This is a genomic window from Candidatus Melainabacteria bacterium (assembly GCA_003963305.1).
GTDB lineage: Bacteria > Cyanobacteriota > Vampirovibrionia > Obscuribacterales > Obscuribacteraceae > PALSA-1081.
Window position 1 is genome coordinate 11,825 of sequence record RXJR01000012.1, and the last position, 26,184, is coordinate 38,008.

Sequence of the window (26,184 nt, forward strand, 5' to 3'; positions counted from 1 at the left end):
GGATAACGCATCGGACCGTTAATCGGATTTATCCTTTCTCGAGTGGATATGACAGCTGTGAGCTCTGTGGAACCGCATAAAGTACATGGACCGAGTGGGTTCTTAGAATTGCACGGACACATGTTGGTGGTCGACTACGGGCAGGTTTACATGGATGGAAACCCGGTCGGCTACTTGTTTGAAGACGGCTATTTGAATCAAGCGAAAATTACCAAACCAATTGAAGAGATTCATGGCTGCGTTTTTCGGGGCATCGACGCAAACGGAATCGCTCTTGAACTCCCGACCGCGAATAACGGACCGACCGGCAAGTTGACATACAACGGTGTCACCCTCAACGTCACCAACGGGCGTATCGGCACTCCTGATCACCGTCTTGTCGGTGAAATGGATGACGACGGCACCATTTATATTCGCGACACAGTCAACAAAGTGGCGCGCGTTAAGTTGGATGAAAACAGTCAGCTGACCACGATTTTCGAAGGACACAAAAGTGATGGTGAGCCGTTCAAGCATGAATTTGTGCGACCACTATATCGCAAAGACAAGTCTTACAGCGACAACGAAATCATTCGTTATTTTGCTGATTTCGATAAGCTGAAAACAGCGCAGAAAAAGTATGTATGCGAAAGTATGAATATCTGGGCTGCGTCCGGTGTGCTGCAGGTGGTGCGAAAAAGTGAAGGCAATTGCATGCTGGGCAATGTGAAACATGGTGCTGCCGGGGTGACGGGGGTGCGCACAGGTTACGTCACTCTTGACCGGGAAGAATTCGAAAAGGAAATTACGCTCTTTGCGAAGTTTGGCTCATCGGCAGTCGTTTCCACCAGGTTTAAGCCATATCTCGAAGTGCGTATCAATCTCGTTGTCGCTCATGAATTTGGCCACCAGCTCGAATTTTGCTTGTCTCAAGCAACCCAAAATCGGATTCGTGATTTGTATGAGGCGCGTGTTCGTTTGTGTGATAGCAAGCATCCGCTCCCTCCTGAGTACGAAGGCATGTCTGAACTACTGACACCACAGCAGGTGCCGGAACGTTTGTTCATTTCCGGTTATGCGCGCTCCAGCAAGCATGAATATTGGGCTGAGTGTGTGGCTGCGTTTTCTGTCAAAGACAGTCGCGACTATTTGAAAAAGCTAGACCCCGAGATCTACGAGATCCTGCGAGAAGTTATTACTAAGCCTGAAAACGTGATGAGAAGAGTGTTCTACGACAACGTTCTGGAACTGCAATCTAGCTTGCGCGTTGGCGGCGAACTAACTGCCAATCTGATTAATTAGTATGGCTAATGAATTGATGAAATTGGGCCTGGTGTCGCTTTTGCTGTCATCATATTGCACCCCGTTGCTCTCTTTGGCTGCCGGATCCCCTGCACTGCAGGCTATCGATCCATCACAAGCCAAGACTGATAAAGCACCTGCTGCAGCAGCGCCGCCACCAAGCCCGAACCCTCTCGGACGTGTCAATGGAACGCCTGTCTCGGGAAATCGTCAGCCTCCGGGTGTTCCTCAGGCACCATATCCGGTGCAGCCTGGTTATCCATACCCTTATCCTCCGGCTGGATATCAGTATCCGCCAGGGTATTATCCTCCGCCCGGTTACGCGTATCCGCCACAGGGATATCCAGCCGGGTATCCGCCGCAAGGTTATCCCCCTGTCTATCAGCAGCCTTACGGTCAGTCGGCTTACCCACCGCAGGGCTATGCCCCTCCGGCTTATCCGCAAACTGGTTATCCACCACAGGGCTATGCCCCTCCAGCTTATCCGCCGGCTCAACAGGGATACCCTGCACAGCCCGGATACCCTGCACAGCCCGGATATCCTGCACAGCCAGGATTCCCAGCTCAGCAAAGCGCCTATCCGCCATCCGGATATCCGCAAGCAACGTATCCACCCGCCGGTTCGTACCCGCCTCAAACGTATCCGCCTGCAAATGGTGCATATCCACCGGTCGGTGGAGGTCAACCCGCTGCGGGACAGCCTTCTTACAGTCAGCCGACAGCTCCCACGGTGAGTCGATCGCCATCCGGGTATCCCAGTGAAAACATGATTCCCGACTACAATAACCGAGCACTACCGGCGGTGCCGCCGCGACCGCCTGGATCACCTGCTTTGCCACCGGGTGGTCAGGGTTGGGCAACGAATGTTCCGGTTCCGACGCCTGCAAACAGCGACGAAGACAGAGTGATGCGGCTCGAGCAAACCGCGTTTGGATCGACCTATCCTGAGCACGAGGTTGAAGATCGCGTTGACCACCTTGAGAAGGAAGTTCTGGGCGGAAAATCTGATGGTTCGATGTCAGATCGTATCGCCAAACTGGAAGCCAAATTAGGCGGGGCGGGTGCGTTCGGACATACGAATACGCCGGGAGCGAGCACGCCTTCATCCAGCCTGCCTGCCTCGGGTCTTCCTTCATCGAGTCTTCCGGCGTCGGGACGTCCGTCATTACCTGTGTCTGGAACGCCTCTATCGAGCATGCCACCTTCCACTGTGCCTTCATCGGCGCCAACTCTGTCTGATGTCGGCCCTGCTGATGCCGACCATGCCTCTGGTGACCGCGGAAGTCAATCGCAGGTGCCCTTCCCGGCTGCACAGGACGAGCAACAACCGCTAGCGGCGGTGGCTCAATCTCTGACCGGTCCGACTCCTGGTCAGGGTCTCTCGGCTGTGCCGCCCCAGAATCAGCCGTCCCAGAGCAAGCCGCCCCTGGGCATGCCGCCCCAGAGCAAGCCTCCGCAGGGCCAGCCGCCCCAGAGCAAGCCGCCCCAGAGCAAGCCTCCGCAGGGCAAGCCGTCACAGAGCAAGCCGCCCCTGAGCAAGCCCCCGCAGGGCCAGCCACCGTTGAGCGAGCCGGCGACGGGTACGCCGCCCACGGGAGCGCCCCTGCCGCACGTTCCTGTGACTTCGCCGCTTGAGCCTATTCCTCTACCTCAATCGTCGAAAGCGTCGGCGAATCAGCCTCCAGCTCCGGTTCGGGGCTCGGGTGCCCATCCCTCCAGGAACTCGGCGGCGCATCAGCCGAAAAATGCCGTCAATCCTCCTGAAGTTCAGGCAGTGGTGGACACAATTCCCTTCGATGCAAAAGCAGGAGATTATTTCGCCGCTGTAAAAAAGTTCGATGGCGACACTGTTGCACGTTGGACTTCGTTTCCTATAACGCTGAAATTGCCGGCTGAATCGCCCGATTCATGGAAGAAAAATCTGCACTTTGGCATTACGGAGTGGAATCGCTATATCCCCCTGCAAACCGTGACAGGTACAGAGAATTGTGACGTTGAAGTTTCATGGGTCAACAAATTGTTGCCTGGCGTGCTCGGTGTCACCCGTCTGACCACGCCGAAAAAGGGCAGTATTCACGTTGAAATCTGGCTCTTGCGACCGACTTTCTATCCGCCTGATGTTCCGGAGCATGCATTGCAGGTTGCCTTTCTTCACGAACTTGGTCATGCGATTGGCATATTCGGGCATAGCAGCGGTCAGGACGACCTTATGGCCAGCGCCGAACTGTCTCTAGCGGTGAAGGGCAAGGCATCAGCAAAGTCGTTGACCGTTGAACCTAAAGACCTGAACACGCTTAAGCAAATCTATAGTGCCCCTGCGCTGCCCAACAGTTTCATGCTTCCCGTTCCTCTCGAGTGGTCTCTTTCACCGCGACATTAAATGTGTCGGGCTCTGTCGAAAATTGTGTGGAGGCGTATAGACCTAACCACGCGATGGAAAAGCGCTTTGAAGACAGACCTAGAGGACTCAGTAATGATGAACGAGCAAGCAACTCAAGCAACTTACGGTTCCGGTGCCGACAACAGTTTTTCGGCTGCAAGCAACTTCCTCTTCAACGCCGGCAGAGATGTAGCCAATTACTATGAAGGGAAGACCGATTTGTTCACTATGGGCAGGGACATTCTCGGAAATACGAGAGATGGTGCCTTCGCTATTTTCGGCGCCGCCGGTGACAGAATGACAGCAAGATTTGACCCCCGCAACACTTTCAACAATGCATTGTTGAACGGCTATTAAAATTGTCCGCAGCAATTTCTTGCTGGATGATTCTATTGGATATTAAGACTGCCAGTGGCGTTTCAATAAAGGATCTAAAAGTTCCGGCTCCAGGTCGGAACTTTTCTCTTTGGCGCTCGCCACTGTTTCAGAGACCAGGCAATTGCGCTGGATAGCGGCGCTACAATATCTGTATGTTGAATACTCATCTGTCTGCCGAACAAACTGGTCTTATCAAACTCGGCAATAAGTTCGAATATTGGACGATGCTCTGGAATTTGCTGGGGCTCGGAATATTCTCGTGGGCAATAAGTCTGCACCCCTCTATAGCTTTGCTTGGGATGCAGATTCTCTCGCTCATTCATCTCTTCGCCTCCGCTGTAATTCTCTCTCAGATCACTGGAATTGACAGATATCGAGAGCATCTTGCTTTGAAGGTAATTGCCTTCGCATATGGTGCCGCTACGTTGTATATGCTATCCAAAACAGTTGTGAGTTTGATGATCGGAAAACATTACGACGACAATTATCTGGGCATTCTATGGCTGGGTGTGACATATTTTGTCATGTTGACTTTGTCTCGAAAAAAGCGACGAATTGGACATTCACTTCAAAATCAGCTATTCATCAATGTTTCGGACATGAATCGCGTTGATGCATATTTGGCGCTCGTAGTGGCCGCGGGACTGCTTCTCAGTGCCATTTGTAAGTTTTTCTGGGCTGATCCTGTGGCATCTCTGATTGTCGTTGGTTATATGTGTGAAGAAGGAATAGCCGCATGGAAAGCCACAATTAGTTCTTAGGCAGTGAGTTCATGAATTGTGCAATGCACGATTGGAATGCGGCCGATAGACAGATATCGTTGTGCCCGCTACCATCGAATTTGACAAACTTCTTTGGCTCGCTTGCGCCTGCAAATGACTTGTAGGCATGCTTGATGGGAAGCACTACATCAGCGTCTCCATGCATAATCAGTAACGGTGGATGCGGTCCATGCAGGTATGCTACGTTATCCATCTCGACTCCATTGAAGCAGAAAGACGGATAGAGTTTAAGCCAAATCAAACGGTCTTTTGCTGCATCACTCAACGAAGAAAACCCAGACTGAATTACAATTGCTGCTGCTTTCCGATTCTGGGCTATATAGGTCGCCACACCAGATCCAAGAGATTCGCCGTATAGAACGATGTTTTCTGGCTCATAGTGAAGAACATTGTGCACATAGTCGTATGCAGCCAGCCCGTCCTGTTTTACTGCTTCCACCGAGGGCTCGCCTGTACTTTTCCCATAACCTTCGTAGTCATAGAGCAAGACTGAACCATTTGAATACAACAGTGGAGCGAGCAGCAACACTCTATTTGCAATATCGCCGCCATTTCCGTGATTCACTATAAAGATTTTAGTGGCGCCTGATTTTTTCCATAGCATGGCATTCAGTTTTTGCGTGCCACTAGGAATGGTGACGTCGATTTTCTTCGATTTTGTGCTCGCCTCGATCTTGGCATAGATTGCCTTCATATCCGGAGCATTGCTGAATGGGACAAACAGCAAATGCTTATAAACGACCATTCCAATACTCGGAGACAGGACAATATACAAAAGAAGCAGTTTGGCTACGTCGAACTTTGACAGCTTGAAGGCATGGAAAAATTTTTCCTTTGCCGTCAGTGAAGATGTTAATGAATTTTTGTCAGCAGGCATTGTGGAGTCGGCAGATAATTGCATGGCTGCGAAGTGACCTCATGTTCTGATTTTACAACCCTATTTGGTCTAAGCAGGTTTCTCCAGTTGCGGCCAAACAGTTTGGCAACTGTTGTTCGGAGGCTTTATAGTGTAAGTCGATGCGTCACTGGGCAATAACTGTAGAGTAAGTGCATGAGGAAAGTAGCATTGAAGCAAATATCGATAGCTTCGCTACATGTCCGGTCGCTCCTCATTTTTGCGATTTGCGTTATTCCGATTGTCGTCTCGCACCCGTGTAATGCGCAGAGTGGCAGCGATCCCGCGAAACTGGATGATAAGTCTCCGCACCTGGTGAAGGTTCCTACGTCCGGCTATGTCCCTGCGGCGACATCTGCAGAGAGCAAGCGTGGCCAGGCGCTTTTTCAGAATGTCGGTTGCATGTCCTGCCATTCCGTCCACAATGTCGGTGGTGATCTGGCTCCGATGCTAGATGGGGTCGGCGCTCGACGGAGCGAGGACTTCATGATTGCGCATCTTTCCAATTCTCCGGCTGCAATAGAACAATACAAAAATATGCGTGGGAAGAATTACATAAGTCCGTTGCCTCATTCGCGCTATTCGCTGGAGACAGTGAAGGCACTTGTCGCTTATTTGAAGACGATTCCTGAGCCGCCTGACGGGTTTGTTATCGAGCCGCACGTTCCGCGGCTTCCAGCTTCGCCCCCGTCGCCTTCCGGTCAAAAGTTTAAGCCCGAGAAAAGCTCTGAAAGCAGCATTGAGGGACAGAAAGTTTTTAACAAACGAGGGTGTGTCGCATGTCATGCCGTTGGGGATGTCGGCGGATGGCTTGCCCCCCGATTAGATGGCGTCGGCGGTCGTCACTCCAGAGAATTCATTCAGGCGCACGTAACCGACGCCCAGGCACATGCTGCAGCTCTTTCAACCAAGTCGGGCAAGGTATCTTCGAAGATGCCGCGATTGACACTTTCGCCGTTGGAATCAAAGCAAATTACCGATTATCTAATGACGTTGCCGGATCTCTCTAGTGATAAGTGACGGGTGCTCTAAATTCCAGATGCGCAAGTGAAGAAGCATGCGTTCGTTGACAGGCTTGTTGGCGTTCGCTGACAGTTTTGTTGCTGAAGATGCTTATACTATCGAGATCGTAGTGGGCATATTAGTGAGGGTTGGCAGACAAAGGATTCTTCCGAGCTATGGAAAGCACACAAGACACGATCACCTGGGATTCTTACATCAAGGCTGCATCTAAGGCGGCAGAACTATCGCAATATAGTGATGCCGAAAAACTTTATCAGAAGGCTCTGGTGGAAGCTGAGACAGTCGGAAAGGAACGAGGTGACGGCAGCACAGACGATGTGAAGGCGCACATCTTGCTCTCCCTTGGAGATCTTTATTGGACTCAAGGGTGGCACGCTGAAGCCGAACAGGTCTACAAATCGGCACTTGATCTGCGTCAGAAAAATGAGGGAGAACAGTCACTCGGGGCCGCTGAGTGTCTGAATAAAATTGCCATGGTTTACAGAGCCCAGGGGCGCTATGGCGAGGTCGAACCTTACTTCCGTAAGGCTCTTGCGATATACGAGGTTGCCGCTGATCCCGATGACTTGAAAGTGGCGAGCACGCTCGAAAGTCTTGCCGACTTCTATAAAGCTCATGGAAAGTACGCACAGGCAGAGCCACTTTTTCAAAAATCAGTTTCTATTCGCGAACGTGCTCTCGGCGAAGAGCACCCGAGTATCGGCGATGATCTGACAAATCTGGCACTCGTCTATCATGCTTCTGGAAAGTACGACCATGCAGAACCGCTCTACGAGCGTGCCTTGAAAATCGCCGAAAACAATTGGGGCTCTGACCACCCGAGTGTTGCGACAGTTTTGAACTACCAGGCTGAGCTTTATCGAATGAAGAGTAAGTTCGAAGAGTCGGAGCGAGTGCATTGGCGTGCTCTGAAAATTCGGCAGAAGGCGCTTGGATTGGAGCACCCCAGTACTGCTCAAAGTTTGAGCAATCTGGCGCTTCTTTTTCATTTGCAGTGCAAATATCATCAAGCAGAGCCGCTCTATAAAACTTTGCTCGAAATCCGCACCAAAGATTGGGGTCCCAATCATATGCACGTTGCGGAAATTCTGAACAATTTAGCCGAGGTCTATCAGGATCAGGGCAATTGCGCGGAGGCTGAGCCACTGTACTGGCGCGCTTTGACGATTACGCAAGAAAACCTGGGGCAAGAGCATCCGAGTGTTGCGAAAGCACTTCGAAATCTTGCCGAATTGTATGAAGAGCAAGCGAATTTCGATGAAGCTGATCGGCTCTATAAATGGGGCTTGGGCATGAGTGAATCATTGGGCACTGAACATCCCGATGTTGCAGCGCTAATGTCGCGCTACGCCGCATTGCAGAAGAAGATGATGGATCACGAATTCGACGAAGACGCAGATGATGCGCCGCCATGGCGAGATAATTCGAACTGAGACGATGCCAGTCTCCACTAGATCTCCAGTATCCACCTCTCTGTGATTGTTTTATTGTGAACATGCCAGATGCGGTCCGGTGAGAGTTTTTCCAGAAAATATCTATCGTGGCTTACAACTATCATTGCGCCATGATAAGCCTGCATTGCCTGTTCTAAACAGTCTATGGTCTCCAGATCGAGATGGTTCGTGGGTTCATCCATGATAATCAAGTCGAGGTTGCAAGCCATAAAACTAGCGAGGACGAGCTTGGTGCGTTCCCCTCGGCTCAGTACTTCTGTCTTCTTGAAGACGTCGTTGCCGGCGAATTGAAATCTGTGCAACAGGGTTCGAATGTCACCGTCGGCGGTGAATTGGCTATGAGTTGAGTTTGTTCGCATAGTTGACGAAAAATCCGACATACGATCATCGTGAAGCGCTATGAGAGCCTTAAATTGCTCGATTACTGTTTTGTTGTCTGCAAGTTGGCTGATTTCATGATGCTGTGGCAAGTAACCGAGCCTCAGTCCATTTTTGCCGGTTACTGTGCCAGCGGAAGGAGCTAATTCCCCCGTAAGCAGTTTCAGCAAAGTTGACTTGCCACTGCCATTGTCACCAGTGACTGCAATTCTTGATGAACCGACGATAGAGAGATTTAGATCTGAAAGAATCGTCTCTTCATTTTTGTATGTCAGATTCCGTGCTTCGATCAAATTTGATGAATGCTGATTGCAGCCGCTCAAGGATATTTTCGGGCGTTGCACAAATCTCGGACTTTCAATCTTTTCCAGATCCAGTATTTTCGTCAGCCGCGTTTCACGTGCCTTTGCCTTAGCAGCAACCTTCTTCGAACGACCGCGTAGATAATCGTTCTGTGTGCTTCGTTCGGTGGTTAGCGCCTGGTGTTTCACCGCTTGAATATCTGCAGTTAGCTTTTTTATCTTGATTTGCTGTTCTTTGAACTGGCGCAATTGACGGTCTTCTTCCTGGCGCTTGCGCTCTCTGAACCAGCTATAGTTGCCTGAGTAGTTTGTTATGCGAGAGTTGGTGCGATCGATTTCCAGAGTTCGAGTTGTGACGCGGTCGAGGAATGTTCGGTCGTGCGACACGATAATGCAGGCAGATTTTGATTGCTGTAAATTTCTCTCGAGCCATTCCATACCTGCTTGGTCAAGATTGTTCGTTGGTTCATCGAGCATCATTAGATCTGCAGACTGCAACAGAAGCCGTCCCAGCGCTACTTTTGTCCGTTCGCCGCCGCTCAAAGTCTGAAAGTTGCGATAAATGTCGATGTTCGCAATGCCCAGCGACGCGATAATTTCGTTGAGTCGATTTTCCAATTCGTATCCGCCGTTAGCCTCAAATTCGGCGAATGCAGTGGCGTAACTATTCAGCAGATACTCTGTCACATTCGCCTTCGAGGGACTTTTCTGCATCTCGCGTTCTAGAGATTGAAGCTTGTGAAGCGCGTCGAACCAGTCGTGCGCCAGATAGCTTCCAACGCTGATGTCGAGCAAATCGTCGAATTGCTGCGGCAAGTATGTTGTTGAAAGCGGTTTAGGCACATGGATGTGTCCGGTATCCGCATCAATCAGCCCTGCTAGTATCTTCAACAGGGTAGATTTGCCGCTGCCGTTGGCTCCAACAACTCCTATCTTCTCGCCTTCTTTGACGGTCAGGTTGACTTGCTCGAAAAGCAGAGTTTCCCCGTAGTGTTTGCTTATGTTTGATATTCGCAGCATAAAATTTCCCTTCACAATAGAATTTGCTCAGGAAGGCGAATCTGTGCGGCACCATTTGCGGTGCATAACTTCACGAGGCAAGACAAGCTTGCGTCACGATGATTATGCATCCTGATGGCGCCCGTGGCTTATTGTTGAGACGTTGCTCTGCGGGTTTGCAGCCGACTATTGCAATTTTAAGTGCGAAAGCACGAGCAATAATTAGTGTGAGATCCCACACGTGTTTACAAAACAACGCCGCCACAAGCCAGACCATTCACTTGCATCGAAGTGAACTATTTCCTGAAACCTGCTTAGCGACTTGCTTTGTCAATCATCGTGGGCGTTCCTCTGTATGATGTTCCGGTCTTTTACCGGTGAAATTTTGGTGCGTTTTCTGCAACGCAGATTTTCAATATACATTAAGACTACATCTAAGTCAAAGTTGCTACAGGCAATTTTACGCTCATTTTATAGTGACTCCGCCAAACTTTAGAGGCTCAGCCATAGAACTAATGAAGTGGCTGCATCCGATTTTTGAGGTTTTCTGATGAGCATACACGAAGCCCGTCCCGAGCGAATTAGTAGCGCAGCCGTCGAGTCACATGGCGCAGCAGCAGCAGCAGCAGCTCATTCTGCTTTCCACGCTGAAGCTTACGGTGCTTTTGGTAGAAGTAGTTCTCAATCTGAGAGACAAGCATTAGCGAGTAACGACAAGTCACCGGAGCACTACGTTCCCGCACCGGGAGAGATCGTTCATAACGGTCATTTTGTGGACGAAAAGGGCGAAAAAGTGCCTGTGCTCATCATCGAGCAGCCTTTCGACGACTTTAAGTAAGTTTCGCCTATTGCTGTGATGACGTGCTGCGAAGACTGTTTCCACTCGCTTTTTTCTGGCTGCAGTTTTATCTAACTGCTGTCACCGCAGCGGTAGTGGTTGTCGCTGCCGCAGGTTTGACGGCTTCTTTCACTTTTTTGCGCACGCCTTCACCGGCCAGAAGTCCACTACTTGCTGCTTGTCCTACACCGCGCGTCCAGCTGCTCGAGTCGCCGATGATGAACAGGTTCGGAATGGTAGTTTCCATGTTTTTGTTGACAGTGATGGAGTCCGGATAGCTCTTGCATTCCGGCGCATACAGCAATGTGGAGTCGTCGGCAACGCCGGGGCAGATTTTGTTGAGTGCATCGAGATACTCGACAATGCCCTCCAAAATGCGATGTGGATATGCCAGCGAAATGTCTCCGCATTCCGCCTCCAGCGTCGCTTTGATCAAGTTGTTGGTCAGGCTTTTGGTTCTGCGTCCTGCGCGTAAGTCGCCGAGCCGCTGAATCAGCGGTCCGCCGCCGGCAAGCATGTTGGCGATCTTAGCAATCGTCTGTGAGTAAAGCTGCGGATCTTTGAACGGTCTCGTGAATGTTTTCGATACGAGTACGGCGAAGTTGTTGTTCTCCGATTTTTCGTACATTTTCGAGTGTCCATTGACCAGCACATAGTCGCGGTGATTCTCGGGAGTGACGAAGCCTTTTGGATTCGAACAGAAGTTACGCACGACGTCGTTTGCGTGTTTGCTTCGATAATAGAGTTTTGGTTCGTAGAAGCGTTTGTCGACTTCTTCGGTGAAATAGCAGCTCGTTTCGACGCGCACGCCGATATCGACCTGGCCCGGGTGAATATCCAGCTGTTTGTAAAACTCTTGCTGTGTTAGCCAGGTGGCACCGCCACGTCCGACAGAAAGAATGCAGTAATCGTAAGCTTCTGAACCCTCGTCTTGTCCGGGATTTCTGTACCGCGAGTGCTGAACGACGAATTGTTCGCCTTTGCGTGAGACTGAGTCGACCTTTGTATCCCAGTGGAAGATTATGTTCGGTCCCTTCTGGATGATTTCGTCGAGAATGCTCGAATTGATGGCTGGCGCGTTGTCGGAGCCGCAGTGCAGCAACTCCTGGTAGTGATAGACCATGCCTGCTATCGTGGCTTTCTTCTTGATCCACTCTAAATCTTCGCCATTGGGGCTGACCACGGGAATTTCGCACGGAGCGTGGTCCAGAATTGTCGTGCGGATTGTGTCTAACCGCTTTTGCAGTTCTTGCTGCCCGATCAAGTCATAAAGGCGTCCGCCGATTACAGGCGAGGCAGAGAGAATAACTTTGAAATCGTTCCAGCTGCCCGCCGATTGCCCCGGTGCGCAGTAGCTGCACGCTTTGGGCGGGCAAACGGTCAACTTACCCTGGTCGATCGGGCATGCATATCGCTTCTCGTAGACAGGTCCAACATCGAATACGTGTACTTCAACGTCGGCTCCTGCTAATTCCTTTAACGCAAAGAGACCTGACGCACCTAAACCTACAAGAGCTAGTTTTTGCATTACCTCTTTCTACTTTGTTGACTGTTAGTTGAAACTAATGAAACTTAAAAATCTGACTGGCGCCCGGAATTGCGACATCTGGCACCGGTTGACCACTTATCAATATATCACCGTTTACCGCTTTTGCCGCGCTTTTCTCTTCAAAACTAAACGAAACTCAATGTCTGGCGAGCCGCATTAGCCGCATCTCACGGGGCTTTGAGAGGCTGGCTCGTGATCTCGTCGTCGGAGTGACGACGATAGCGATGCTTCGGTTTCCTCTTGCTGGCACCAATAGCGGTGCGTTGCAGGCGATTGCTGAGAAATAGGTAAGCCAATATAAGTCTTGCAACGAAATGGATGAGGTTCCGACTCCAAATCACTCCGCTCTGTACAATACGTTGCTGTTATTTCGCGACCGAGCGCAGTATGCTCCACACAATCAAATGCCAATAAAAGAATCTTCTGCCGCTTCGCCAATGAGCAAACAAAAACCCGGAATCAGAACATACTGCCCTGTGCAGTTGGAAGTGCGGGAAGCGCTATCGCTTTTGGGCACTGACCGGCTCGTTCTTGCCATACATGACCAGAGTTTTCCCAGTGCTGCTGAGGAAGAGATCGGCAGAGGCTCACCATACACAGAAGGTGGTACCAGGTTTATTCACTTCATTCGGTCCCTGGGATTTACAGGTATTCAGTTTGGACCGCAGGGAAAAACTTCGCAAGGAAATCCATCACCTTACGATGGAACACTTTTTTCTAAGAGCGAATTGTCGATATCTCTCAAAGCCCTTGTTGAAAATCCAGAGTGGTGCGGCTTACTGGACATGGCCACTGTAACTGAAATTGTTGCGGCGTGCCCAGCTTCAAGTCCACAGAAGAAGGGGGCTTTCGATTACAAGTATGCATGGCATGCACAGCAAGCTGCTTTGCGAAAAGCCTTCAAAAAATTCATGAACAGTGAACGCGAAGTGCCGGATCTCTGGAATTCCTTCAATGAGTGGACAGAGGCGCAGCGCGCACTGGGAGAGGATTGGCTTTTCCGCGACGCTATTTTCGAAGTGTTGACAATTGAGTACGGAACAGATGATTGGCGACGGTGGTCTCTCCTTGATCAGCGGCTGTTCGATCCTGCGCCGGGCGACGAAGCCGCCAGTCAAGCTCGTCTGAGTGATTTACGTGAGCAGCAAGGTGATGAAATTCGCTTCTATTTTTTCTGCCAGTTTGTCGTTCACACTCAGCATGCGGCGTTGCAGAAGTTCGCGGCTGACATCGGCTTGCGCTTCTACGGCGATTTGCAGATTGGCTATTCATCGTGCGATACGTGGAGTTGCAGGCACCTTTTCTTGCCCGGCTACTTGATGGGTGCTCCGCCAAGTCGGACTAACCCTGATGGACAGCCGTGGGGATTCCCTGTTCTGGACCCTCGCAAATATTATGCCGATGGAAAAAGTTCAAACTCGAACGATGGAGATGAGCCTCTTGGCCCAGCGCTCTCTCAGTTTAAGAGTCGTATTCAGAAAATGTTGAAAGAGTTTGATGGTATCAGGTTGGATCATCCTCACGGGTTGGTTTGCCCGTGGGTTTATAACAGCACTGATTCCAACGCACTACACGCGGTGCAAAACGGGGCGCGTTTGTTTGCATCGCCAGACGTAGAAGGGCACACTAATCTCGCGAATTTCGCCATCGCACAGAAAGAGCAACTGAATCCAGACAAGGACACTCCCAGGTACGCTGACAACTGGGTGGTTGAGTTACGCGATGAACAGGTTGCAAGATTCGCTGTGTTGATTGACCTGGTTATCGATGTAATGTCCCGGCAGGGTTCACCCGCATCTGATGTTGTTTGCGAGGTTTTGAGCACCTGTCCGTACCCTCTCCGACGAGTAATGGAGCGGCATTCGCTTGGACGGTTTAGAGTCACCCAGAAAGCTAGCTTGACTAATACCGACGACGGATATCGCAGTGAGAACGCAAAGCCTTCCGATTGGATAATGGTTGGTAATCACGATACGAAGCCAGCCTGGCGTATCGTCAATGACTGGAAAAAATCGGGTGAGATCGAGGCGAGAGCTAAATACATGGCTGAGCGTCTTGAGCCGGATGCTGAAAAACGCGCCGATTTCGCTGCTGAGTTGATTCGGAATCCAAATCGGTTGTGCGAGGCAATGTTCGCAGATCTGTTTGCCAGTCCGGCTCGCAATGTTTCGATCTTCTTTCCCGATTTGCTCGGTATGACAGATGTTTATAACGAGCCAGGCACCATTAGCGATACTAACTGGTCCCTGCGGGTTCCGCATGATTATGAATCTTTGTATCACGAAAGACTCAGCGCAGGCGCAGCGATTTCCATTCCACGCGCTCTCATTATGGCGCTTCATGCCAGGTATCCGGAGCCCACTGCCGAGGTGACCGATTTGATTGAAAGGCTCAAAGCGGTACCGGCTTAGACTTTTCGATTTGATTGGGTGGCGCTCGATCGGATCGGCTTAGACCTTGTCGATTTGATTGAATGGTTCTCGAGCGCACCGGATTTAGACTATTGCCGGTTGAAATAATCGTATTTGCGTTGTAGGCTGTCAGCTTCATTTTGAAGAACCGAATTCGCAGTTAAGGAGAGCTAGATGTCGAACCATTTCACTGGACTGAGCCTTGGACCTCCTCTTGGTGACCAGAGGCTCGATTTGTGTGACCTCTATGCCTTTCAGTCGCCCAAAGATTCATCTAGAACGGTTTTGATTCTCAATGCAAATCCGCAAGCTGATGCGTTGCATCCTGATGCGATTTACAGATTGGCTGTGGACAATAATGGCGATTTGCTCAACGATATTGCCTTCAGCTTTGTCTTTTCGAAGCCTGAAGGTGGAAAGCAGACGTACAGCGTCTTTGTCGCGAAAGGTGAGGAGTCGAGATCTGCTGAGGCTGTCGGAACGAAGGTCGTTTCCGATGCAGAGGTTTCGTTCGGACAGACGCCGAATATTGTAAAAGCTGGACAGTACACCTTTTTTGCTGGCGCTCGAAGTGATGCGTTTTTCTTTGACTACGACGGCATCAAAAATTTGTACACAGAGAGAGGCGAAAAGAACTTTACCGCGCTGAATTATGAGCCCGGAAAATCCCCATGGACTGGAGTTGACTCGAATACAGAAGCCAATGTTTGCTCGATGGCTGTTGAATTGCCGACGAGCGAACTGCAAGCGAATCCGATGGTACGCATCTGGGGGCGCTGCAGCATTCGTGAGAACGGTAAGCTTGTGCACGTAGATCGCGCCGGTCACCCTTCCGTTAGCAGTTTTTTCAACACTGATGAAACTAAAGAAGAGTACAACGCCAGTGAACCGGTCAATGACTACAAGCGATGGCTTGAGCTTTTCGTGCACTTGATGGGTCACACGGGTGACTACACGCGAGAAGAAGCGATCAAGGCGATTGAGGACACGAGTTTGTTGCCTGATATGCTTTGCTTCGATCCATCCAAGCCAGCTGCTTATCCGAATGGTCGCACGTTCAAAGACGATGTGATCAATGCCCGCCTGGCATTTTTATCGAAGGGTGAAATTCCGCCTGATGGTCTGAAGCCGCACACTGATACGCTGCAGGAGTTCCCTTATCTTGGAACGCCTCATGCGTTGAAGGGATAGCAGCTTCAGAGCGTGTTATGTCCGCGCCTAGGCGGAACAAGGCGGGCGCGTTTTTGTTTCCTGTTTGAGCGGCCCTTACTGCGTGTTGCCTGCGCCTATGCTCCGGCCTTTGCGCCGGCATAATCACTAGCTTCGTTGAGCAGTGCAAGTGATGTCCTATCCAGCTCAATAATTGTCGATGCGATCAAATCTTCCAACTGTTTTTCGTTTGTTGCACTTACTATCGGTGCTGTGACGGAAGGCTGCGCCATCAGCCATGCGAGTGCCACCGCTGATGGTGTTGAGTCGACAGTCTTCGCTACTTTCTCGAGCGCATCGACTACTCTGAATCCTCGTTCATTCATATATTTTTCGACGCGTGAACCTCGGTCGCTTTTTGACATATCCTCTGATTTCTTGTATTTCCCGGTGAGGAATCCGCTTGCCAGCGAGAAATAGCTGATCACTGCGATGTTCTCTTTTAAACAAAGCGGAGCGAGATTCATTTCGAAGTCTTCGCGCTCCAACAAGTTATACAGAGGCTGAAGACTTTCGTAACGCGGAAATTTTTTGTCGGCGCTTACTCTCAGTGATTCGTTCAATCGTTCCTTTGTGTAGTTCGATGCACCGATGACGCGTACTTTCCCGGCTTTGACGAGATCGGCATAGGCTCCGAGCGTTTCTTCTACGGGCGTGCTTTCGTCATCTTTGTGTGACTGGTAAAGATCGACGTAATCCGTTTTTAGTCGCATTAGTGAGGCGTCAATCGACTTTCTGATGTAGTCTTTGCGCAGCCCGCTTTTACCCGGTGCCATTTCCATTCCGACTTTGGTTGCGAGAATGACCTGGTCGCGGTTTTTTCGCTCTTTAAACCATTTGCCAATCAACGTTTCTGATTCACCGCCCTGGTTTCCTGGCACCCAGGTCGAGTAGATATCAGCGGTATCGATGAAATTGATTCCGGCTTCCAGGCAGCGATCTAGAAGTTTGAAAGATAGTTTCTCGTCAGTTACCGTCCATCCGAAGACATTGGCTCCGAAGCATAAAACAGATACGTTGAGTTCGCTGTTGCCGAGCTTTTTCTGACGCATATATTGTCTTTTATCCCCATCTATATTGATTCTTGTTCCCTGATATTCGGGGCATTGTAGCAGCACCCTTTCACAGCGGTTTCAGTCCTATAACACGCACTTGCACGCTTAATCTTAAACCTGCAAAAAGCACCGTTTGAGGGATAGCATTTCGGAAGATCTTTTGATAGATATAAGTAATGGAAGGTTTCGCATCCTTCCGGTTTAGGTCAATACGTTTGGAGGCATTCCTAGCGACCATCCTAAGCGAATAAAAAAATACGAATTTCATCAAATAACACCAGCGCATATAAGCTGGATGAACGACGTATTAGGGCAGCTGCACGAACTTGCGGCTGCACTGTCGTCTTTAATTGTTTGTGTGGTGTTACACTTGTCTGCACCACTGGTGGTGCCCAAATCAATCGGATGTATTAACCCCTTTGCGGCTTTGGCCAAAGCGCACGTCATTTTTTTCGCGCGCAGAGATTTCTCGCTATCTAAATTGCCTTGTCTCTATTTTTTCGGTGCTATTCCTGCATAGATTCTTTGCTAATGAAAAGATGACTTAGCCCACAAGACGGGTTTTCAGGCTGCTAAAATGTGCCTCTCCCAATCTTTTCAAGGTAGGTCTATTTTGCTTCGGATATCGAATTTTCTCAGCCGCACGGCAATTGCCGGCACTTTGACTGTTATTTCAGCTTTATTGGTTCCGGTCTGCGCCGCTCCGGAAAAGTCGTCCACGATAAATGTCGCCAACATGGATAAGAGTGTCGCTCCTTGCAAGGATTTTTTCCGATACGCAAATGGCACCTGGCTGAAAAATACTCCGATCCCAGACGAATATGCCAACTGGGGCGTTTTGAACATTATTAACGAGCAGAATCTGAACCGCGTCCATAAGATTCTTGAGGATGCCGCCGCCAAAACCAACCTCGAGCCTGGAAGCGTCGAGAAGAAAATCGGTGATTTTTGGTACAGCGGCATGGATACCAAAAAAATCGAAGCTGACGGTGCTAAGCCGCTTAAAACTGCGTTTAAACGGATAAATGCCATTGCGAATCTTGCTGACCTGCAATCGGAGATCGCCCATCTAAACCCCCTGGGCAGCGCCGAGCTCTTCAGGTTTTCAGCCGATCAGGATTATAAAGACAGTTCTCAATATATAGGCTCAGCCTGGCAGGGCGGGTTGGGACTGCCTGACCGCGACTACTACACGGGTACAGACGAAGATTCTAAGAAGAAACGTGCCGAGTACGTGGAGCACATCGAGAAATTGTTTGAGTTGTTGGGCGACAGTAAGACTGTTGCAGCCGAAAAAGCCAAGAAAGTTATGGCTATAGAGATGACACTCGCTGAAGCCAGCATGAAAAACGAAGACACGAGAAAGCCTGAGAACATCTATCACAAGATGACCGTTGCTGAATTCGATAAGTTGACACCGCATTTCTCCTGGACCCGCTACTTAACGGAAATTGGTCATCCAAATATTCAGTACATTACCGTCGGGCAGCCTGAATTTTTCAAAGTCCTGGATAGTCAGTTGGAAAAGGTTCCGCTGCAGGATTGGAAAGATTATTTGACTTTTCATTTGATAGATGACGCTGCACCATATCTGTCATCTCAGTTCGAAAATGAAGATTTCCATTTCCATGGGCATCTTTTAGAAGGCAAAAAGGTGATCATGCCCCGTTGGAAGCGCGTCGTCGAGGCGACCAACAGTGCGCTCGGTGAGGCGGTGGGCGAAGTTTATGTCCGCACAGCATTTCCTCCTGAGTCTAAAAAGAAGGCACTGGAACTCGTGAATCAATTGCGTGATGTGCTTAAGAACGATTTGACGAGCCTGGAGTGGATGAGCCCTGAGACTCGCAAAAATGCACTCGTCAAAATCGATGCTTTTGCTGAGAAAATTGGCTACCCTGATAAATGGCGTGATTATTCTAAGTTACACATCAGTCGTGATGGTAGTTATCTGGGTAACGTAACCCGCGCGAACGAGTTTGAGTTTAATCGTCAGTTGAGTAAAATCGGTAAACCAATCGACCGAACCGAATGGTTTATGAACGCGCATACGGTGAACGCCTACTACAGTCCGGAAATGAACGAGATTGTCTTTCCTGCTGGTATTTTGCAGCCGCCCGTTTTTGACGTCAAAGCCGACGATGCCACTAATCTTGGTGGCATGGGAATGGTTATCGGCCACGAAATGACTCATGGTTTCGACGATCAAGGCAGCAAATTCGACGCCAAAGGAAATCTCCATAACTGGTGGACAGATGAGGATATGAAGCAATTCGAGAGTCGTGTCGATCTGATTCGCAATCAGTATGATGGCTATGTCGTTGCCGGCGATACTCATCTAAAAGGAAAGCTCGTTTCTGGTGAAGCTGCAGCGGATCTTGGCGGTATGACTATCGCTTACAAGACGCTGGAGAAGATCTTGGGCGATAAACCGCGCGAGAAAGACGCAAATGGATTTACACCTGAGCAGAGATTCTTTCTTGCTTTTGCGCAATGCTGGGCGACAAATTATCGTCCGGAGCGTGAGCGCCTGATTGCGAAAACGAATCCACATCCAACCGCGGAATACCGAGTCAACGGCACGCTTGCGAACATGGATGCATTTGAGAAGGCTTTCCCCTGCGATGGAAAAGATTCGATGATGCTGCCGCCTGAGAAGCGCTGCAGATTGTGGTGATCTGAACGGTAATTATTGGAACTTTCAATCAGAATTCGGTGTCCTGTTTCTACGCCGAGTTCTGATTTGAATTTGAATTGGAATTTTGAATCGACTCGGAAATATAGATTGATAAGGTGCAGTGTGTCATGGAGCGCGCCCGTCCCGGGTGCCGTGTGTCATGGAGCGCGCCCGTCCCGGGTGCCGTGTGTCATGGAGCGCACCCGTCCCGGGTGCCGTGTGTCATGGAGCGCGCCCGTCCCGGGTGCCGTGTGTCATGGAGCGCACCCGTCCCGGGTGCCGTTGCTTAACAGCATCAATATTGGTCAACTCAATCCAAGTTAGAGACTGACGATAGTCGGAACTCAGGGAGAAAATTATGCCTCGAGGAAGTAAAGACAAATACACAGACAAACAGAAACGAATGGCTGAGCATATAGAAAAAAGCTACGAAGATAAGGGCGTCGGAGATGATGAAGCTGAGCGCCGCGCCTGGGCGACCGTCAACAAAGAAACTGGTGGTGGTGAGAAAAAGGGTGGCGGCGGAACTACTAAGTCTGCGTCCGAGAAGAAAGCTGCTCGCAAAGATGTAGGAAAACGTGCAGCGGCGAGTCGTAAAAAGAATGCAAGCGCGAAAAAATCTCGCGCAAAGAAATCGACTGGTACAAAAAGGAAATCAGCGGCAAAGAAATCGGCATCGTCAACAAAGTCAGGTGCGAAAAAGAAATCGGCGAGTACAAGAAAGAAATCGGCTAGCTAATTGTGAGTCAGAGGCGGGAGACCGACACCGTAGTCTGAGCGTTGAGGTGCTCTTTGTGATGCGCTGTGCGAACCAATTAGTTCGTTAGACAACTTCTCATTTCGATTGTTCTTTTGATTTCTTCCAGAATCGATTGTTGATTCGTGCCCTTTATTGTTGAGAACAAGTCCGTCAGCCATTTTGCGGAAGAAATCGTGAACTTGAGCTGAAGTGTTCATTGGTAATTCCTTTAAAAATCAAATGCCGCGTGCGAGGGTCCGAACGGCTAGCGGCAGTTCTCGAAGGGGATGGGGTTGTTCGGGATGTTTTAAATATAGACGGCATTTGTGACTTAATTGTCACCCGGGCGTTTAACCTTGCGCAGCCTGGTTTAACCTTTCGCGACCTGGTCTAAACTTGCGCAGCCTGGTCATGGTCCAAGCCGTTCTTGGGCGTATTCGCGCCGCTGCATCAGGTCTGTAGTCTTCTCTGGCTGGTTCGGTTGGCCAGGAGCAGTGCTATCGGCGTGGCTTGTTGGTAAACATCGAATCGTGCAAATCTTGTAACGGCACGTTTTGTAGATCCTGCTGCCGACCCCATTGATTTGAAATTTGTACAGTCTGGGTTTCTGGGTTGTAGCCCGTTACTGATAAGACGTGCGCGCCGCGCATATTGCGGTTGCGGAACATCGGTCCGTCAGCTTCGACACCCAGGACAATTGGAAAGTTGTTTGTTGCTCTAGCTCGTTCCAGTGCTTGAGCAAGCTCCCGCACATTGCTTACTACTGTAGTACCATCGGCTGCATGCGCGTCTCCGGCACGGCTATGTCCGATGATGTAGTTCTCCCCCAAGCCCAGACTTTCGCCCATTCGATTGATTCTTGGGAGATTCATACCGATGAATCGGCGTGCTGCTCTTGCTGCTGCGGGTGAAACACGGTCGTTGTCGGATATGACAATTCCTTCCCCGGTGGGCGCCATAGCGTCTGGGTTAGCCATAGCTCGCATGTCTCTTTGCACATACCGGACGTTAGGATTGCCTCTCTGGTAAAAGTCGTTCAGGACTGCTACATCAAAAATCTGACTGGCATAGTTTCTTAAACCATCGCCGTTTGAAGGCAGCACTCTGGCTTCACTATCGGGTAGAAGCGAAGTGCGATCTAAGGTGGGTCTGAAACCCGGTGTGCTTGTGAAGCTGCCTGTCAATCCAACTTCTGCGACGATTGCTGCAGCCCGTGCTGGATTGAGTGTATTGAGTCGTTCTTCCAGTACTGTCACGTTGCAGGTTTCGTGTCTGCCCTGGTCAATCTCGCTGGGTCTGGCGGCATTATCGAGAATCCCCGTAGCTAACAATTGCCGTTGCGCGAGTGTCAGCGGTGAGGTTCGATTGCGGTCTTGCAGAAGTCGTTGGGTTGCCTCGTAAACTCCTGCTATTTGCTCGTTTGAGAGTGGAGGCGTGCGATTTTCGAGCACTCGCATGCTTTCCGTTATGTCTCGAGCCATTTGACGCGGCATTCGGCTTATTTCGTTAGTCAATGCGGTGCGTCGAGCCGCTAGGTCTTCATCTGTAACCGGTATGGGTGCAGCTGTTTCCCTGATTGATTCAGGCGGCGGGGTTCTGCCTTGGATTTGGCGGTCAGCAGGAGTGCTGGCTCCGAGTTCCGCAGGGCTGTTGGCTCCGATTTCCCCGGTGCTGCTGATTCTGAGTTCTTGCGGTGCGTTTATTCTCGTGGCGCCATTGGTTCTGATTTCTTGCGGCGCAGCTGTATAAAGTGCGTCAGGTGAGCCGAAATCGATTGCGCCCGACTGATCGATGATAGGTTCAGTGCGAACAGGACCGCCCCTCATAGCGCGTGCTTGAAAGATTTGCATGTCGGAGAGTGAGACCAGTGACTGGTTTCGGTCGAATTGCTCCGTCGGCCAGGCGCGATCATCCGCCCGAGTCGATATTCTATCGCTCATGTTTTTAAAATCCGGGTTAGTAAAAGGAGACTATTAGAACTTATCGGTTTGCTGTGACAAAGTTATGGCGCGTTTCTTATCCCTGATCCCAAGCCCGAAGCACCGCCGGCTTGCCTCCTCTTGGAAATTAAGGTGATTTGCGTAGTTCCCCCACTAGGCTTGTACGTTTTTAGCAATTATTCTGTGTTCCTCTCCAGTCAACTTTTCCTTCCAAGCATTCTCATCTGAGAGAACAAGCGAACAAGCACTCCCCGCCTCCACGAGGGATGCGAATCGCACACGCTCCGGCTGACGAACGCAACCAGGCTCCCTCCCAGGGGCAGCTCGGCTATGGCATGGATTATTTCAGAAGGTGTAAAAATGGGAAAACCTGAATCGGAAATCGGCAAAGGAAACAATGTCCCTAATAACGTAGAACAACAGACTCTCCTGAGTCAGCAAGTGCAGTCACAAGCGCAGCGCGATGCCATGACTGCTGCACCTTCTGGTGCAGGAGAAAGAATCTGGGATGTCACCAAAGAAGGCATTTCCAAAATTCCTGAGGGTTTCATTAATTCACTCGATCCACACAACATTTTGCCTAACGTCGGTATGGGTGTCGCCATCGGTGCCGCGGCAAGGCTGATTTTGCCTGAGGCTGGACCGGTCGGAAAGGTAGCGGGGGCAGCGTTGGGAGCCTACTTCGTCGGGGAACCGCTGGTGAAGTCGTATTCTCTGGCTCTCGCAGCAAAAAATATGAACGACATGCACATCGCATCTGACCATCTAGGTAACACGTTGGGTGGAATGCCTGTAGCGATGGTGGAAGGCGGAATCGGTGCGAAGATCGGCTCGGGTCTGATGGGTAGAGCGCTAGCTACTGAAGCCGCTGCACCATTCACAAACTGGAAAGCAAGTATGTACGGCAAGGCTGATATCAGCATGCAATCTGGAATGGCGAGCGTTCGCAATACGATGTTCGAAAGACTTGGAGTTGGCACTCCTGATGCCGGTCCTTACGCTCAAGGAATCGTTCCTCCATACATGCTCGAAACTCTGGCGAAGAATAATCCTGGAAATCCTGACTATTTAGCTACAATCAAGCGCGCTAACGACATGAGAGCAGCTGGTCAATTCGCTTCGAGGAACACTGCTCGCACTAACGAAAGCGGTGCTCGTGAAGTATATGATGCGGGCGGTGAAGAGATTCATCCTGGAAAACTGATCCGCAAAGAAGGTCAGGGACCAACTGGAAATTCTGATGTCGACAACGCTTATGACTACACTGGTGATGTCCGGAAATATTATAAGGAAGTTCATGGCCGTGATTCGATTGATGGAAAGGGGATGAAACTTTCTTCTACCGTTAACTATGGAGATAACTTCGAAAACGCTTTCTGGGATGGTCAACAAATGACCTACGGACGACCAGGTGCGCAGAGTCCATTCAAGACATTCATTCAACGTATGATCACCGGTCATGAAATGACTCATGGTGTCACAGAATTCGAAGCTAACGTGACATATCGTGGTCAGCCCGGAGCTCTCAATGAAAGTCATTCCGACGTGTTTGGTGCGCTGGTTGAACAACGCGCCCTCGGACAGACCGCTGATAAAGCGAACTGGTTGGTTGGCGATGGCATCTGGAAAGAAGGTGTTAATGGACGTGCTCTGCGCGACATGAAGAATCCTGGAACTGCCTACGACGATCCACAACTCGGTAAAGATCCTCAACCTGCACATATGCGCGATTTTGTTCGCACCAGTAGAGATAATGGTGGCGTGCATATCAACTCGGGTATTCCAAACAAGGCATTCGCCGACTTCGCTACTGCAGTTGGTGGCAACGCCTGGGAAGCACCTGGGAAGATCTGGTACGAAGCTCGCGCAAATGCCGGCTCTGATCCATCGTTTGCTCAATTCGCCTATCAGACAATTGAAGCTGCTAAGCGCATTAGCCCGAACGATGTGCCGAAGTTGGAGAAAGCCTGGTCTGATGTTGGCGTGACTCCATCAGCAAAAGCCGCTGCTGACGTTACACCTATCGTTGTCAACGATAATTCAGACAAGAAGTCCGCATAGTTTGCCGCTAGTCCATCGGCATGATACATGTCGATGGATTTACTAACCTGTCACAGTCTTAGATATTTTTATGGACCCGCACCTGTTCTTTACGCTGACCGATCCGGAATGGTCTGCGATATATACTGTGCTGGCTTTGGCATTTGTGGTATTTTCAATCATTTTAGTGGCGGTCTGCTGGTGGAAAGACGACGATTACCGCGGCTACAAGTGAGCAACTCGCATTTTGGATAAGCTTGCATACCTGTGTTTAATTGTGTGGTGTCTGGCGGCACCGATAGTTCCCGCATTTGCTGACGCGACTGCGTCGAACTGGCAAACGTACCAATCGCCGTCTGAACCATTCTCAATTAATTATCCTGCGGGTTGGCACGTCAGCTCCGATCCAAAGACGGGGCGCATTGACATTAATGACAGTACATCAGGATGCCAGCTTTTGGTTCTTCCATTCTCTATGGATTCTGCATTGCCGCCAGACAAAGCATCGAGCATTTTTGCAGCTTTTCTGCACGCGTTTGCGCCTTCCGAATCGTGGTCGAATCCTGAGGTTCTGAATCCAACGACTTTGCGTTCGGTGCACTCTGATGAGACGTTTAAAGCTGCGGCTGTTTTCGTTTTTAGTGGCAGCGGTCAAGGCACGCAAGGAAAGTTTTGCATAGCAAAAATGCCCAGGAATGTTGCGGCGGAATCTATGAATCTTTTTGCCGAAATGATGAATAGTTTGAAGTTCACAGGGACGAATTCAGAGGGCAGTAAGCAATTGCCGGGTAACAGTTTGAACAACTCGCTGGGCGGTGGTTCTAAGGAATTGCCAGGGAGTGGTTCAAAGGAATTGCTTAGCGGTTCGAACCAAATGATGGGAGCTCTTCCGCCTACTCCCTTTGCTGGATACCAGCCGTTCGCAGATCCAGACGAACATTCCTTCACTTGCGAAGTGCCAATTGGTTGGAAAGTTGAAGGCGGATTGACTCGCGCATCTTCAATTGACGCTCGGCCCTGGGTGAAAGCAACATCTCCGGATGGCTTGATTGTAGCGTTTATTGGTGATGGAAAGATTCCGCCATATTCCATGCCTACTGCTACAGGAACTATGTTGGGGTTCGGTGTTGGTGCTAAATATGGCGGCGGTGAGGTCCGTTCGTATGTGCCTGCGCGTAAATATGTCGAGCAATACGTGCGCAACAGCTTGGGGCATTATCTCTCGAACATTCAAGTTGTAGAAGCTTACGATCATCCCGATGTTGCTGCTGCGGTCAATGGCACCGTAGGTGCCACCAAGTCGGAAGCTGCGTCGATTAAGTTTACCGGAATGTACAAGGATATTCCCGCTGTCGGATATTACTTAGTCTCAACCAAAGCAACTGTCGCTTACGGCACCGGAATGTGGTGGGTGTCTCTAATTGCCGGCGAACTGAGCCCCGCCGACAGAGCGGATGGCGGTTTGAGTGTGATTTTGCATATGCTTCAATCTTTCAAAATGGACCCCGTCTGGTCAGGGCAATCCGTTGCAAATGCTGGTGCTGTCTCGCGACAATACACGCAGCAAAGTCAGGCTGTATCGAACTCCATTATGAATCGATATTGGAGCCAGCAAGCCGCTAATGACGCTAATCATGCCGCTTACTGGGGGCGACAGGCGGCACAAGATCACGCAGCAGATAACTTTTCCGACTACATTCGCGGTCAGCAAACAGTAGAAGATCCAGGTACAGGAACACAATACAAGGTCAATTATGGGCCCCAGTATCATTGGATGGATGGCGCGGGCAATTATACCGGCACCAATTATGGTGCTCCTGGTCCGGACTGGCGCCAACTCATGAACGTACCATAGGT

Annotated in this window: 17 protein-coding genes and 2 pseudogenes; 12 read left to right on the plus strand and 7 right to left on the minus strand. The window is 50.2% G+C overall.

Annotation, left to right across the window (positions count from 1 at the left end):
- Nucleotides 1–48: 48 nt before the first annotated feature.
- Nucleotides 49–1,281, plus strand: a complete 1,233-nt coding sequence (locus tag EKK48_14430) for a hypothetical protein (GenBank protein ID RTL41134.1) — start codon at nucleotides 49–51, stop codon at nucleotides 1,279–1,281.
- A gap of 1,394 nt (nucleotides 1,282–2,675) precedes the next feature.
- Here the strand turns inward: EKK48_14430 and EKK48_14435 are convergent.
- Nucleotides 2,676–2,777 (minus strand): annotated as a pseudogene (locus EKK48_14435) (demethylmenaquinone methyltransferase).
- A gap of 977 nt (nucleotides 2,778–3,754) precedes the next feature.
- Here EKK48_14435 and EKK48_14440 point away from each other — a divergent pair.
- Nucleotides 3,755–4,018 carry a hypothetical protein gene (locus tag EKK48_14440; GenBank protein RTL41135.1) on the plus strand — a complete coding sequence of 88 codons (264 nt, stop codon included), beginning with the start codon at nucleotides 3,755–3,757 and terminating at the stop codon, nucleotides 4,016–4,018.
- A gap of 173 nt (nucleotides 4,019–4,191) precedes the next feature.
- Nucleotides 4,192–4,800, plus strand: a complete 609-nt coding sequence (locus tag EKK48_14445; GenBank protein RTL41136.1) for a hypothetical protein — start codon at nucleotides 4,192–4,194, stop codon at nucleotides 4,798–4,800.
- Here the strand turns inward: EKK48_14445 and EKK48_14450 are convergent.
- Nucleotides 4,790–5,722 carry an alpha/beta hydrolase gene (locus EKK48_14450; protein RTL41137.1) on the minus strand — a complete coding sequence of 311 codons (933 nt, stop codon included), beginning with the start codon at nucleotides 5,720–5,722 and terminating at the stop codon, nucleotides 4,790–4,792. The genes EKK48_14445 and EKK48_14450 overlap by 11 nt on opposite strands.
- Before the next feature lie 150 nt (nucleotides 5,723–5,872).
- Between EKK48_14450 and EKK48_14455 the strand changes: the two genes are divergently transcribed.
- On the plus strand, nucleotides 5,873–6,736 hold the full coding sequence (locus EKK48_14455; protein ID RTL41138.1) for a cytochrome c: 864 nt from the start codon (nucleotides 5,873–5,875) through the stop codon (nucleotides 6,734–6,736).
- A 158-nt stretch (nucleotides 6,737–6,894) separates the two neighbouring features.
- Nucleotides 6,895–8,172 (plus strand): tetratricopeptide repeat protein, encoded by a 1,278-nt coding sequence (locus tag EKK48_14460; protein RTL41139.1) that lies wholly within the window; start codon nucleotides 6,895–6,897, stop codon nucleotides 8,170–8,172.
- Between the two features lie 17 nt (nucleotides 8,173–8,189).
- On the opposite strand, the gene EKK48_14465 is transcribed toward EKK48_14460, so the two are convergent.
- Nucleotides 8,190–9,893 carry an ABC-F family ATP-binding cassette domain-containing protein gene (locus EKK48_14465; protein RTL41140.1) on the minus strand — a complete coding sequence of 568 codons (1,704 nt, stop codon included), beginning with the start codon at nucleotides 9,891–9,893 and terminating at the stop codon, nucleotides 8,190–8,192.
- 529 nt (nucleotides 9,894–10,422) lie between these two features.
- Here EKK48_14465 and EKK48_14470 point away from each other — a divergent pair.
- Entirely contained in the window at nucleotides 10,423–10,710 is a 288-nt protein-coding gene (locus tag EKK48_14470) for a hypothetical protein (GenBank protein ID RTL41141.1), read from the plus strand.
- Between the two features lie 67 nt (nucleotides 10,711–10,777).
- On the opposite strand, the gene EKK48_14475 is transcribed toward EKK48_14470, so the two are convergent.
- Nucleotides 10,778–12,238, minus strand: coding sequence for a hypothetical protein (locus EKK48_14475; GenBank protein RTL41142.1), 1,461 nt, complete (start codon nucleotides 12,236–12,238; stop codon nucleotides 10,778–10,780).
- 335 nt (nucleotides 12,239–12,573) lie between these two features.
- Here EKK48_14475 and EKK48_14480 point away from each other — a divergent pair, with 335 nt between their 5' ends.
- Both EKK48_14480 and EKK48_14485 read left to right on the plus strand, forming a co-directional pair.
- Complete coding sequence (locus tag EKK48_14480) at nucleotides 12,574–14,670, plus strand: 4-alpha-glucanotransferase (GenBank protein ID RTL41143.1); 2,097 nt, start codon at nucleotides 12,574–12,576, stop codon at nucleotides 14,668–14,670.
- Between the two features lie 174 nt (nucleotides 14,671–14,844).
- Nucleotides 14,845–15,861, plus strand: a complete 1,017-nt coding sequence (locus EKK48_14485; protein ID RTL41144.1) for a DUF4331 domain-containing protein — start codon at nucleotides 14,845–14,847, stop codon at nucleotides 15,859–15,861.
- Between the two features lie 95 nt (nucleotides 15,862–15,956).
- Here EKK48_14485 and EKK48_14490 read toward each other — a convergent pair whose 3' ends face one another.
- Nucleotides 15,957–16,931 carry an aldo/keto reductase gene (locus EKK48_14490; protein RTL41145.1) on the minus strand — a complete coding sequence of 325 codons (975 nt, stop codon included), beginning with the start codon at nucleotides 16,929–16,931 and terminating at the stop codon, nucleotides 15,957–15,959.
- A 652-nt stretch (nucleotides 16,932–17,583) separates the two neighbouring features.
- Between EKK48_14490 and EKK48_14495 the strand changes: the two genes are divergently transcribed.
- A complete protein-coding gene (locus EKK48_14495) occupies nucleotides 17,584–19,608 on the plus strand; it encodes a M13 family peptidase (protein ID RTL41200.1) in 2,025 nt (674 codons plus the stop codon).
- Between the two features lie 358 nt (nucleotides 19,609–19,966).
- A pseudogene (locus tag EKK48_14500) lies at nucleotides 19,967–20,206 on the plus strand (termination factor Rho).
- Nucleotides 20,207–20,343: 137 nt separating this feature from the next.
- Here EKK48_14500 and EKK48_14505 read toward each other — a convergent pair.
- Nucleotides 20,344–20,565 carry a hypothetical protein gene (locus EKK48_14505; protein RTL41146.1) on the minus strand — a complete coding sequence of 74 codons (222 nt, stop codon included), beginning with the start codon at nucleotides 20,563–20,565 and terminating at the stop codon, nucleotides 20,344–20,346.
- A 279-nt stretch (nucleotides 20,566–20,844) separates the two neighbouring features.
- Entirely contained in the window at nucleotides 20,845–22,287 is a 1,443-nt protein-coding gene (locus EKK48_14510; protein RTL41147.1) for a hypothetical protein, read from the minus strand.
- Nucleotides 22,288–22,617: 330 nt separating this feature from the next.
- On the opposite strand from EKK48_14510, the gene EKK48_14515 reads away from it, so the two are divergent.
- Nucleotides 22,618–24,348: a M4 family peptidase gene (locus EKK48_14515; protein ID RTL41148.1), complete on the plus strand. Its 1,731-nt coding sequence runs from the start codon at nucleotides 22,618–22,620 to the stop codon at nucleotides 24,346–24,348.
- A gap of 436 nt (nucleotides 24,349–24,784) precedes the next feature.
- Nucleotides 24,785–26,182: a hypothetical protein gene (locus EKK48_14520; GenBank protein ID RTL41149.1), complete on the plus strand. Its 1,398-nt coding sequence runs from the start codon at nucleotides 24,785–24,787 to the stop codon at nucleotides 26,180–26,182.
- Nucleotides 26,183–26,184: the final 2 nt, after the last annotated feature.